The 13,848-nt window shown below is 38.1% G+C and carries 7 protein-coding genes; all 7 read left to right on the forward strand.

Translation table 11 applies throughout. From position 1 onward, the window contains the following. Positions 1-25 precede the first annotated feature (25 nt). A complete protein-coding gene (locus tag ACUNWD_RS14560; RefSeq protein ID WP_445588559.1) occupies positions 26-985 on the forward strand; it encodes a FecR family protein in 960 nt (319 codons plus the stop codon). A 116-nt stretch (positions 986-1,101) separates the two neighbouring features. Then, positions 1,102-4,416: a TonB-dependent receptor gene (locus ACUNWD_RS14565; protein WP_445588560.1), complete on the forward strand. Its 3,315-nt coding sequence runs from the start codon at positions 1,102-1,104 to the stop codon at positions 4,414-4,416. 15 nt (positions 4,417-4,431) lie between these two features. Next, entirely contained in the window at positions 4,432-6,141 is a 1,710-nt protein-coding gene (locus ACUNWD_RS14570; protein ID WP_445588561.1) for a RagB/SusD family nutrient uptake outer membrane protein, read from the forward strand. 79 nt (positions 6,142-6,220) lie between these two features. After that, a complete protein-coding gene (locus ACUNWD_RS14575) occupies positions 6,221-7,813 on the forward strand; it encodes a sulfatase family protein (protein WP_445588562.1) in 1,593 nt (530 codons plus the stop codon). Positions 7,814-8,509: 696 nt separating this feature from the next. After that, positions 8,510-9,100, forward strand: coding sequence for an RNA polymerase sigma factor (locus tag ACUNWD_RS14580; RefSeq protein WP_445588563.1), 591 nt, complete (start codon positions 8,510-8,512; stop codon positions 9,098-9,100). A gap of 205 nt (positions 9,101-9,305) precedes the next feature. Further along, on the forward strand, positions 9,306-10,340 hold the full coding sequence (locus ACUNWD_RS14585) for a FecR family protein (RefSeq protein WP_445588564.1): 1,035 nt from the start codon (positions 9,306-9,308) through the stop codon (positions 10,338-10,340). A gap of 98 nt (positions 10,341-10,438) precedes the next feature. Beyond that, entirely contained in the window at positions 10,439-13,837 is a 3,399-nt protein-coding gene (locus ACUNWD_RS14590) for a TonB-dependent receptor (RefSeq protein ID WP_445588565.1), read from the forward strand. Positions 13,838-13,848: the final 11 nt, after the last annotated feature.

Below are 13,848 nucleotides of genomic sequence, written 5' to 3' on the forward strand. Positions count from 1 at the left end.
GTTTTAATATTAAACAGTCTTATCTATGGACCGAGAAAAATTAATTCAGTATATAAATGGTGAAAACCTATCTGAGAAAGAATTGGTAGAAATTCTGGATTGGATTGAAGGCTCAGAAAAGAACCAGCAGGAGTATGAAGAACTAAAAAAACTATGGGTGCTTTCCGGGATAAATGAAGCAAGTCCTGTTCGTTACCGGAAATTTTTCCAGCAACAATCTCGAACTAAGAAGTTTATTCTTAATGAAGCATTTATGAAATATGCTGCCATTTTCATTTTGGCTTTCTTTATAGGTGGTTTCAGCATTTACCTCACAAATCAGACATTCCAGTCCACAGTTGCCTATAACGAAATACAGGTGCCAGGTGGAGAGAAATCAATTATCACACTATACGACGGAACCAAAGTATGGCTTAACTCGGGTACCACTTTAAAGTACCCCTCAACTTTTGAAAAATCCGAAAGAAAAGTGTTTGTTAATGGGGAAGCTTTCTTTGATGTTGCTAAGAATAAGAACCAGCCATTCGTTGTCAATGCGAACCAAATTGACATAAAAGTACTTGGCACAAGATTCAACGTCTATGCATATCAAGATGAACCCGAAATTCAAGTTACCCTGGAAGAAGGCGCTGTACACACAAAAGCGATTTCATCAAAAAAATGGACAAATGTAAAGCCTGGCGAGCAAGCAATTTATAATAACAATACGAAGCAATTGCATAAAAAAACAGTAAATACAGAGCTCTTTTCTTCCTGGAAAGAAAATCTACTTCGCTTTGAAGACGCTCCATTTAAAGATGTAATAAAAAAGATGGAACACTGGTATGGAGTCCGTATTACTTTGGATAGTTCAATTGATACCGAAGAAGCATATACCATGACCATAAAGACCGAAAGCTTAAGGGAAATGCTCAATCTAATATCAAAAACAACCCAAATAAAATATGAAATAAATGAAAACAAAGTATTGATTACTAAACCATAAAAAAAGGAAAGTGCAGCTAACACTTTCCTTTTGAACAATTCATGCCGAAAACATGAATCATGGTTTTTTTAACCCCTCTGGAGGGATTATTGTATAACCTTTACATTCACAAATTTATGAAAAAAAAATGGTTTAACGACAGGGCAAGTTGCGTCCTTGAAAAATGGTTACGTATTATGAAACTGACCTTTACGATTCTGCTGATAAGCTTTATGCACTTAAGTGCTAGTGTATATTCCCAGCAGTCAAAGTTGTCACTAAAACTTAAAAATGTGACAGTACGAGATGCGCTAAAAGAAATTGAAGATCAAAGCGATTACTTTTTTATGTATCGAAGCGAAGAAATTGACTTATCCCGAATTGTAAACCTGCAATTAGAGAACAAATCAATTGAAGAAATAATGGATCATTTATTTCAATCTACCCATATTTCTTATGAAGTAATCAACCGACAAATTGTTTTAACAAACAGTGAATCAGGAAAAAAATTACAGAATCTCTCTCAACAGCAAGAGAGCATTTCTGGAAAAGTAACAGACTCATCGGGGCAACCTCTTCCCGGGGTTACGGTAGTCATAAAAGGTACCACGCAAGGGACAATAACTGATGGAGATGGAAGCTACTCTCTTTTAGATGTAAAAAGGGATGATATTCTGGTCTTTTCATTTGTTGGAATGAAATCTCAGGAAATTCCTGTCAATAGTAATTCTACTATCAATGTCATAATGGAAGAAGATGCAATTGGCATAGAAGAAGTGATCGCTATAGGCTATGGAACCGCAAAAAAGGAGGACCTAACTGGTGCTGTAAAAAGGGCTAACATTGATGCTTTTAGGGAGTCGCCCAATGTGAGTATTGTAGAGTCTTTACAAGGAGCAGTAACCGGATTAAATATTGGACAGGTAGATGCTGCTGGTGAAAATCCTTCAATATTGGTTCGTGGTCGAACTACTATTAGCGGCAACCAGAGTGTATTAATAGTAGTAGACGGAATTATATATAATGGGAGCATCACGGATTTAAATCCCAGCGACATCGAATCTGTGGATATTCTAAAGGATCCTAGCAGTATGGCAATTTATGGTGCGCAATCGGCCAACGGGGTCATCCTGATTACTACAAAAAAAGGTGAGAAGAGTGAGAAACCTGTTTTCAACTACAAAGGTTCTTATACCACGCAAACACCGAGCAATAAATTAAGTGTGCTCAATGCAGAAGAATTCATGCAGAAATCATTCGACGTTGATTGGGAAGCATCCTATTTAGCTCCCGAATACACGGAACTTAAACCGAATTGGAGTTATGCAGATATCGTTACTGATCCACCATTAAGAGAAGGTTATTTAGCTGGAACAGATTATGATTGGTGGGGTAACGTAACAAGCCCTGGATATATATCAGATCATAACCTGAGTGTTTCCGGATCAACAGAAAAGGTTTCGTATTTTATTTCCAGTGGCTATGTAAAACAAGAGGGATTTATTTTGAATGATAAATTTGAAAGAATCACTACCAGGATAAACCTTGATCACAATATTTTGCCCTGGTTTAAAATTGGGGTGCAATCTTTTGCATCATTTTCTGATTACTCTGGATCATCGCCTAGTATGAGTTCTTTGACCTTAATGGCACCTTTTGTTGAGCCAAAAGATAAAAATGGAAATTATATTTTAAACCCGAATGGAGCTAACATTACCAATCCGTTTCTTGCTGCTGAAGCAAATGATCTGGATAGAAGAAATAGTTTATTTGGAAATTTTTACGCCAAAGTTGATATCCCTTTTGTAAAAGGCTTAAGCTATCGGGTAAATTTTGGGAACAACTACAACTGGGACAGAAAATACTACAGCAGTGTATATGGTGCCGGTAGTTCTGGTGAAGCCTACAAAAACACCAACAATGGGTATGAATGGACCTTGGATAATATTTTAACCTATAAAAAGACGCTATTGGATGTACACAAATTTGATCTTACTTTAGTTTATGGTCGCAGAGAAAGAAGTTTTGAGCGTACTAGTGCGCAAGGCTCAAATTATAACGATCTGTCATTAGGCTATAACGATTTATCTCTTGCTGCCATTCAACAAATCTTTTCATCAGCATGGGACGAAAGTTATCTCTACCAGATGGCCCGCCTAAATTACAATTTCAAAAACAAATACATGATTACCTCGACTATAAGAAGAGACGGGTTTTCAGGTTTTGCGAAAAACAACAAGTTTGCCCTATTCCCATCAGTTGGGCTAGGTTGGGTTTTAACCGAAGAAAACTTCATGAATATAAACTGGCTGGATTATTTAAAAGTTAGGACTTCTTATGGTTCCAATGGTAATCTTGTAAATCGCTATTCTTCATTGGCAAAAATTCAGTCATACCCGGCTTATGTCTTTGGTGAAGGTGGTTCAACCTTATTTGGCAAACAAATAACAAGTCTGTCCAATCCGGATTTATCATGGGAAACAACTAGCGGATTTAATTTTGGACTTGATTTTGCAATACTGGATTCACGATTGAAAGGAAATCTGAATTACTATTTTTCAACCACAAATGATTTAATCTTTAATGTATCAATTCCTTCCCTCACAGGATTCCAAAAAATTATAACAAATATCGGTAAAGTAGAAAATAGAGGGATCGAACTTGAATTAAGCGCAAATATTATTCAATCAAATGATCTTAAATGGAATGTGGACTTTAATATTTCATCGAATAAGAATGAAATAATTTCGTTGATAGGCTTAGATGAGAATAAAGATGGCATTGAAGATGACTTGGTAGCCAGCGGGTTATTTATAGGTGAGTCTATAAACTCTATTTATGGTTATGAATCTGCCGGTATAATTCAACTTGGAGAAGATATTCCCGAGGGATTTTATGTTGGAACTGATAGAATAGTTGATCAAAATGGAGATGAAAAAATTGATCCAACTGACCGGGTAATACTTGGAAGGCAAGAACCGGCCTACCAATTTGGGATACTAAATGATTTAAGCTACAAAAATTTTACACTTCGCTTTTTCATAAACTCGATTCAGGGGGGCAAAGACGGTTACCTGGGCAGGAACATGCTGGATGGTTTTGGTATTGGTGATAATATTAGAAGAAACAACATTTGGAAAGAATACAATTATTGGACGCCTGCTAATCCTGACGCAAAGTACCGCAGGCTTGATCAATCACCTGCATATGACTACGTGCACTTCGATGACAGAAGTTTTATACGGCTGAAAGATATTACCGTTTCATATAAACTAAATCCATCCTTATTGTCAAAAATTGGTATTAAAAACCTTAAAGTTTACCTGAGTGGAAAAAACCTCCTCACATTTACAAAATGGAAAGGGTGGGATCCTGAAACAGGCATCGGCCTTGGAAGCGGCGGAAGACCAGTTCTGAAAGGTTATTCACTAGGTATTGATTTTAGCTTTTAATAAAAAAATAAAGAAATGAAAAATCAAATTCAAAAAATATTAATGAGTACATTAATTGTATTTTCATTTGTACTATATAGTTGCGACGAGGATGCAATTCTTAAAGAAGTTCCACTCGACTTTGCAAGTCCTGAAAATTCTTTTATTACAGTAGATGACTTTAATGCTGCTGTTTATACCATGTACGACGTTGCTCGTGTTATGCTCTGTGCTTCAGAACACCGACCGTTGGATTATATCTTTGGTACTGATTTGGGATATAACGGTGCGCAACAACTGAATGCAAGATTTGGAAGTTATCTGGCCACTCTAACACCTCAATCCGAACAGGCCTCTTATCACTGGGAACAATACTTTAAAATTATATCTACATCGAACATTATCCTTAACAGGATTGCGGATTCAGAAATGACTGCAGATGAAAAGCTGGTAGTTGAAGCTCAAGCAAAACTTTTCCGGGGGTTCTCTTATAGAAACCTCGCTCACTTATATGGTGGGGTACCTATTGTGATTGAAGAAATTGGCTCCCCGAAAACTGATTTCACAAGGTCAAGCCGTGAGGAAACATACCAGCAAGCTGCATCAGATCTTGAATTTGCAGCTCAGAACCTTCCTGGCATTACAGAAGTCAGGGATGGTGAAATTAACAATCTGGCAGCCTACCATATGTTGGCTGAAGTATATGTTTCTTTAGAAAGATGGACAGATGCTATTGACGCTGCATCTGCTGTTATAAATGATCCGAATACATCATTAATGACCGAAAGATTCGGATCAAGGAAAAATGAACCCGGCGATGTCTATTGGGACTTATTTCGCAGGTATAATCAGAATAGGGGCGCTGGTAATACTGAAGGCATCTGGGTTTGGCAACAAGAGGTTGATGTCCCTGGAGGGGTATTAGAATCCGGGTCTAAACAAGGCTGCCAACTAGAAAGAGACTGTTCTCCAAGGCCTTGGAGCTTTAAGTACAAAGATCCCTCTGGCGTGTCACCATTTTTATCTCTGGCTGTTTCTGACTATACCGGAGGGAGAGGTATTGGCAGGTTCAGGGGAACAGATCATTTTACCTACGGAATTTGGCAGGGAACCAATTGGGACGATATGCGAAATTCAGAATATAATTTTGTTCGGGATGTCGCTTTCAATAACCCAGCATCAGAATGGTACGGACAAAAAATATCCGATCACATGGATTTATTCAGACAGACAAATGATGATACAATTAGGTTTTTCTATCCTTATCCTTCTAAAGTTACAACACCAGGTAACCACCCACCAGAGCTCTATGTAGATCCGGAACTGAAAACATTGAATGCTTCGACTGCCGGTGCAACTTATACAGACCAATATCATATTCGTCTTGCTGAAACATACTTGTTAAGAGCCGAAGCATATCTCGGAAGCGCAGATCCTGCAAAGGCCGCAGATGATATTAACGTAGTAAGATCGAGAGCGAATGCAACACCAGTAACTACCGACGAAGTTAATATCGATTATATTCTTGATGAACGAATGAGAGAATTGGGGGTTGAAGAAAGACGAAGACTTACTTTGAACAGATTGGGATTGCTATATGATCGAACAAATAAATATTGCAATGGCAATCCTGTTGCTGCAAATTTCGGTGTTGATGTTCAAACATATCATAATCTTTTCCCTATCCCTTATAGCGAAATTGAAAGTAACACGACAGGAGTACTGGAACAAAATCCTGGATACTAACCTTTAATAAAATAATGAAGTAGGCGACAATGCGCCTACTTCATTATTTATATAAATTTGAATTTTAAAAAACACAATATTGAAAAATATAATAACCATTTTAGTCATATTATCATCGCTTTCCTTATATACTAGTGCAAACAATAATAAGCCAAACATCCTTTTTGCGATTAGCGATGACCAGTCATTTGCCCATACAAGTTTTGTCGGTTGCGATTTTGTCAATACTCCAGCATTTGATCAAGTTGCACGAGAAGGCGTTTACTTTAGCAATTGCTATGCCGGGTCTCCAGGTTGTGCCCCCAGCCGAAGTTCCATTGTTACCGGCCGATATCCCTGGCAAAATGAACAATCTGGACAACACGCTTCCTCCTGGATGAAAAAATACATTCCCTTTATTGATTTGCTTGAGCAAAATGGATACGTAACCGGACGAACAGGGAAAGGTGTTGATCCCTTCCAATATGCTCGTTCCCCAGAGGATTCACTATGGAGATCGACTAACGCCGCAGGCTTGGAACACAGCCATATTGTGTATAAAAAAGGTGCGCCGGGCGATGAAAGGACAGCCAACGGAATTAGCAATGTCAATTACTTCGAGAACTTCAAATACTTCGTAGAACATGTTCGTAATGAGAAGCCATTCTTTTTCTGGTATGGGGCAAAAGAACCTCATCGTGTATATGAGCAGAATTCATGGAAAAGAAATCAGAAAAATCTTACTGATGCTGATGTCCCCGAGTTTTTCCCGGATGAGAAAGAAATACGGGGAGATTTGCTGGATTATGCTGTCGAAATTGAATGGTTTGATCTACACCTTCAACGAATGCTAAGTTACCTCGACGAAATTGGTGAACTGGAAAACACCATTGTGATTGTTACTTCAGATAATGGGATGCCATTCCCCCGCGCAAAAGCAAATTGCTACGACTATGGCGTTCATGTCCCCTTTGCAGTTCGATTTCCGAAGGAATTCCCCGGGAACCGAATTGTTTCCAATCCGATCAGTTTCGTTGACTTAGCCCCGACTATTCTTGAGCTGACAAATACCGAAAAAAAAGACATGCTGCCAATCTCAGGAAAGAGCCTTCTGGAAATCCTGAAGTCTAAGAAGCAAGGAATTGTCAATCCTAACCGAAAATATGTTCTTGCAGGACGTGAACGACATTCATCTTCACGCTATAAGAATTGGGGATATCCCCAGCGACTTATCCGAAGCAAAGATTTCCTGCTCGTTTGGAATCTTAACCCTGAACGCTGGCCTGCAGGTGCCCCACAAGCAATAATCCCCGAAACAAACGGCGTATTGGCTCCCTTGTACGGGATCGATGAATCCGGTAAACATCATCCAGAATGGGCATTTACAGATATTGATGCCTCCCCGACAAAATCCTGTATTATCGAAAACTGGAACAATAATGAGATTAGTTACTTCTTTAATTTGGCTCTCGCAAAACGACCAGAATTTGAGCTGTTTGATATCAATCGAGATCCATTCTGTTTGAATAATCTTTCGGGAAAGCCGGAATTTATAGCGATAGAAAATAAGCTAAAAAGTAGTTTGCAATCAGAATTAGAAAAAACAGGAGATCCCCGTATTGTTGGCCCGGACAAAGAAATATTCGACTCCTATATCAGGTACAGCCCAATCAGAAATTTCCCGAAACCTTAAGACTTATTCCATGAAATTGGAAATTAATCCATTCCAACCTGGTATACCCAGGACTGGAATTATTGGGAGAACCCTAAAACCCATACAGGACGGTTGTTCTGTGGCTTTTTGAGATCGTGAATAGTTGCTATTCCATCACGCAGCAAGCTTATTCTTTAAGTCAGAAGGTGTATTCTTCGTTGCTGAAAGACTATTCCGCTGTGCTGAAAGGTTATTCTATTTGGAATAATAAATATTCTTGATGGAATGGGCATTATTCCTTAGAGAATTACGATGGTTCCATGTCGCAGCAACATTATTCCTCATGGAACAAGAGCTATGCGTTGTGTCAGGAAGGTAACTCCACAAATTTTGAGTTTCGGGAATTTGATGTTCATCCTGAATAATTATCATTCATCATCAAGAAACAGGGTCAAAAAAAATCCGCTCCACTGCCGAAGCGAATTTCTTATTGTTAAGATTCAACCGGATCCAGTTTGGATTTTGGCTTACTGGTTTTCCTCAGCTTCTTGATCTCAAGTACCAAGTTGTCGTTTTTGCCAAGCAAGCCGGTAATCAAGTCAACGGTAGTCGAGCCATCAATATAGGCAGTATTGAGAGAGCCATTGCCTACTAATGAAGCTTCAAGGACAGCGGCATAATCAACAAGAATCTTATCAATTTTTCTACTTTTCGAAATTTATATACTTTTAGCGCATGGACCTGGATGATTTTCAAATCGAGCAAAATTTGGTTGATTCATTGCGGAAAAACTCACCTGAAGCATTTGAATCACTCTTTGACCGTTACAGTCAAAGACTTTATCATTTTGCTTTCTCCTTTTTGAAATCCGGCAGTGAATCGGAAGAAATTGTTCAGGACGTATTTCTCAAGATATGGGAAAACAGAGTTTCTCTAAAAAGTGACAAATCGTTTAAATCATACTTATTTACCATTGCCTTCAATGCTATCAAGAAGCATTTCAACAAAAAAATGAAGGAAGACAAATATAAACATGATTTAATTGAATGGCTTGGTCAGGAACATCCCGGTGTAGAATCAAAAATTGAATTTGAAAAGTTAGTTGAAAAACTGGATTCTTTGATTGATCAATTTCCTGAACGAAGAAAAATAATCTTCCTAAAGCGCAAGAAGGAAGGAAGATCAATTGACGAAATTGCAACGGAACTGAATATTTCACCAAAAACTGTTAAAAATCAAATCACTGAAGGAATGAAGTCATTAAAAAAGTCTTTCGAAGATGACAATCTATCCGCCCTTCTCTTTTACTTTCTATTTATTTCCTAAAAAATATCTTTTTCGAATAGGACTTTTTCTGATTTTTGGATATTACTCATGAACCTGGATAAAACAGCAGTATAAAATGATCCATAAAAAGAGTATCAGATTTGACCCAATCTGAATTTTATTGATTTTCTGTTCTTTATAGCTACAATTTGGAATTATAAAGTGTGTTAGACGGTGCAAAATTTATCTATGAATATACAAATCGATGAGAGAAAAAATAAATTCTGACATTATCAGAAAATATATAAATGGAACCTACACCTACCAAGAATTGAAAAAACTTGCCAATTGGTTCAATAATGAAAAATTCGATGAGGATATCAGGGAAGCAGTTTATTCACATTGGGATAAATACACCGAAACTGAGAGCATGCAGGAAAGAGATCTTTCGTCGGTTTTAAAAACATTAAAAACTAAAATCCTGCCCGAGAATAAGTCACAAAGTTTTAAACAACGCGTGATTACGTTCTATTTTCGTGTGGCAGCAATTTTGCTTATTCCTTTATTAATTTATTCATCCTACACTTTATTCAACCGTGCCCCTGAAAAACAAAGTTTCTCCAAATGGATTGAAATTGTTTCACCCTATGGTTCCAGAACTCACTTTGATTTACCAGACGGCACAAAAGTTAGCTTAAACAGTGGGGCTCATCTGAAATACAATGCTGATTTTAATAACGAAAGGAAAATATCGATCGAAGGCGAAGCCTATTTTGACGTACATCATGATGCATCTTCACCCTTTATTGTGGAAGCTGAAATGGTCAATGTGAAGGTATTGGGAACCAAATTTAGTGTGTCCTCATTTTTAGATGAAAATACAATTGATGTAATCCTGGAGGAAGGCAAAGTGCAACTATTTGGCGAAAACAATTCGCTATCAGAAGTTTTAAAACCAGACGAAAAGTTCTCTTTTGATAAGAACAATATGAGTGGGGAAATTGAACACATTGATGCCAAATACGCTCACTCCTGGAAAGATGGTATATTGATATTTCGTAATGAACCTCTTGGTGAAGTTATTAGAAAAATCGGACACTGGTACAATGTAAAGTTTGATGTACTTGATCCTGAATTAACGGAGTTTCGGTACAGGGCAACTTTTCAGAATGAACCCTTAGAAGAAGTTCTTCGGCTAATCTCTTTAACCTCACCAATTGAATATGTAATAAAAGAAAGAAAAGTTAACGAAAAAGGACAATATGAAAATAAAGTAATTGAACTAAGAATCAAGAAATAGCATCAAATAAAATCAGGAAAGTGTTAGGACCACTTCCCTGACTAATAGTGCGTTTAAAATGCAGTGAACATTTTTATTAACAACACAAACGTAAATTTATGAAAAAAAATCCAGAACGGTGGGTATTGTCCCGACATGCCCTTGAAAAAAGCTTGCAACTTATGAAATGGACATTATTTCTCTTTTTTGTTGGAATTATTCAGGTATTTGCAAACAATACTTATTCTCAGCAAACAAAATTCTCAATGAGTTTTGAACGAACAAAACTGGAAGATGTTTTAAATGAAATTGAAAATCAAAGTGAATATTACTTCCTATACAATCAGGATGATATCAATGTTGATCAATCAGTTAACATCAAAGTTAAAGATGAAAAGATCGATGATCTGTTGATGCAGTTATTCGAAAGTACAGATATAAACTTTTCGATCTACAACAGACAAATCGTATTAACAAACCGGGGAACTAAAGATTTTCAATTTAACAACCAAACAACTAATTCTGTTACCGGGAAAGTATTCGATTCATCCGGGCTGGCTCTCCCTGGTGCTACCATAGTTGTGAAAGGAACAACAAATGGGACAATCACTGATTTTGACGGAAACTATTCACTTCCCAATGTTGCACCTGATGCTATCCTCGTGTTTTCATTCGTTGGGATGAGGACTCAGGAAGTTCCTGTTGACGGTAAGGCTACAATCGATATAACCCTTGCTGAAGATGCTATTGGTATTGAGGAAGTCGTAGCAATCGGATATGGAACACAAAAAAGAGGATCAATTACCGGTTCTATTGCCTCTATAAACTCCAAGGAACTTACATCAGTGAAAACTGCGAATGTATCCAATACGTTAGCAGGAAAACTTCCAGGGTTGAGGGCTGTTCAGCGTAGTGGTGCTCCTGGTGATGATGCCGCTATTCTTGACATTCGCGGTTTTGGTAGCCCGTTGGTTATTGTAGACGGTATCGAACGCGATTTTCGTCAAGTGGATGCAAATGATATTGAGTCAATCAGTATTTTGAAAGATGCCTCCGCAGCAGTGTATGGATTTAAAGGTGCAAATGGAGTTATCCTGGTCACAACAAAAAAAGGTGCTACCAGCAAGCCGAAAATCAACTATACCTCCTATTATGGGTTGCAACAAGTAACCAGGTATCCTGAAATGATGGATGGATATGAATACGCCACCATATACAACGAAGCTCAAACAAACGTAGGAGTCAATCCTGCATATTCAGAAGATGAACTTGCCAACTTTAAAGCCGGAATTGGAACAACAGACTGGTTAAATGAGACCATACGAAAATCAGTTCCTCAAATGTACCATCACGTTGGGGTATCTGGTGGAACAGAGAAAGTAAAATACTTCTTTTCTTTTGGTTTGACCGATCAGCACGGAATTTACGTTTCTGATGACTTTAATTATAAAAAATACAATGTACGTTCTAATATTAGCGCAGAAATTACGTCTGGGTTAACGGTTGATCTGCAACTAAGCGGACTGTTGGACCAAAGAACTAAGCCTTATGAATCAGAATCATTGTTCCGCAGAATTCAGGGGGCAATACCAATTTATCCAATTTTTGCAAATGAGGAGAAAGGTTACTGGCAAGCACCTGGAGTAGGTGGAAACCCTTTACATTTATCAACGATAGATGCTGCTGGGTATGACAATAGAGACCGGCGTGAATTTAGTGGAACCGTTATTTTCAACTGGGAAATTCCCTGGGTAAAAGGGCTCTCTGCAAAAGCATTACTCGGATACGACTATAAAAATGAGTATACTAAAAAATGGTATAAAGCCTATAACGAATACAACTACAACACATCTACAGATCAATATGAAGTTTATTCTAGTCATGCTAATTTATCTGAGTTGTCACTTTATTCACAGAACTATTTTAAACCTATTCAGCAATATTCTTTAAACTATTCCAATGATTTTGGGAAGCATAATGTTGGCGCATTGTTGCTGTGGGAATTGTACAATGATCGATGGGACTGGTTCGATGCATATCGCCAATTTACAGTAAGTGCGATTGACCAGTTAAACGCTGGAGAGGTTATTAACATGGATAATGGAGGTAGCGCAGGGGAAACGGCCCATGAAGGATTGGTTGGCCGTATCAACTATGCTTATGCCAATAAATACCTTGCTGAAGTTAGTTTCAGATACGATGGTTCATACAAATTTGATGACGAGAAACGCTGGGGATTCTTTCCTGCGGTATCTCTTGGATGGAGAATGTCTGAAGAATCATTTTTCAAGGATGCACTTCCTTTTGTTGAAAATTTAAAGATTCGAGGCTCATACGGAAAAGTTGGTGATGAGGGGGACTTCAGTGCCTTCCAGTATTTGAGTGGTTATAAATACCCAAGTGGATCGTATGTGTTAGGGACAGGAGGATTATCAAACGGAGCAGTTGAAAAGGGAATGCCCAATAAAGCACTTACCTGGTACGAGTCAACCACAGCTAATATCGGTTTCGAAGCCTCTGCATGGCAGGGACTGTTATCGGCTGAATTTGATTGCTTTATCCGAAACAGAGATGGGTTATTGGCTACCCGTTTACTAACCTTGCCATCAACATTTGGACAAAGTCTTCCCCAGGAAAACCTAAATTCAGATAAAACAAGAGGTTTTGAAATTGTACTCGGTCACCGGAATAAAATCAAAGAATTTACCTACAGTGTAAAAGCAAATTTTTCGACTACCCGCGAAATATTCGACTATGTTGAACGTGCTGCTCCAACCAATATGTATGACAATTGGAGGAACAACAACAACGGAAGATTTAAAGCTATTAGCTGGGGAAAAGTTGCTCTTGGACAATTCGAGTCATTTGCAGATATCCTAAACTCTCCAATACAGGATAATAACGGAAACAAATCGTTATTACCTGGTGATATCAAATACAAAGACGTAAACAACGACGGGATCATTGACGGCAAAGATGACCAAATTATTGGTTATGGAGTGTATCCCAGAATGTATTACGGCATAGATCTGTCTGGTCAATATAAAGGCTTTGACCTATCTCTATTCCTGCAGGGAGGAGCTGGTCACGATGTATTTGTAGGAGGAGATTTCCTTGATCCTTTAATCCAACAGGGACTTGGCAATGGTCTTGCCATATGGATGGACCGTTGGCACAGGGAAGACCCCACAGATCCTGCAAGCGCCTGGGTGCCTGGCACAATGCCAGCAATTCGTCCTACCGGCTTTGAAGGAAACCGGGGACAAAGTACATGGACGTTGCACAAAGCAGACTATCTACGTTTGAAATCGATAGAAGTTGGTTATACACTCCCTTCTTCCTTACTTCAAAAAGCAGGTATTGAAACGCTAAGGATTTACCTAAATAGTCTAAACCCGTTGACTTTTACAAGTAACGAAGGACTAATGAAATATATGGACCCAGAGAATAGAGATTCTGCTCTACGATATTATCCGCAAATGAAGACATTCAATGTTGGTGTTAATTTAACATTTTAATTAAATAAAGC

The sequence above is a fragment of the Sunxiuqinia sp. A32 genome (assembly GCF_052690465.1).

Bases quoted from the DNA above. Each gene is read 5' to 3' on its own strand.
- ACUNWD_RS14560 (WP_445588559.1), top strand. From the start codon at position 26: ATGGACCGAGAAAAATTAATTCAGTATATAAATGGTGAAAACCTATCT.
- ACUNWD_RS14565 (WP_445588560.1), top strand. From the start codon at position 1,102: ATGAAAAAAAAATGGTTTAACGACAGGGCAAGTTGCGTCCTTGAAAAA.
- ACUNWD_RS14570 (WP_445588561.1), top strand. From the start codon at position 4,432: ATGAAAAATCAAATTCAAAAAATATTAATGAGTACATTAATTGTATTT.
- ACUNWD_RS14580 (WP_445588563.1), top strand. From the start codon at position 8,510: ATGGACCTGGATGATTTTCAAATCGAGCAAAATTTGGTTGATTCATTG.
- ACUNWD_RS14585 (WP_445588564.1), top strand. From the start codon at position 9,306: ATGAGAGAAAAAATAAATTCTGACATTATCAGAAAATATATAAATGGA.
- ACUNWD_RS14590 (WP_445588565.1), top strand. From the start codon at position 10,439: ATGAAAAAAAATCCAGAACGGTGGGTATTGTCCCGACATGCCCTTGAA.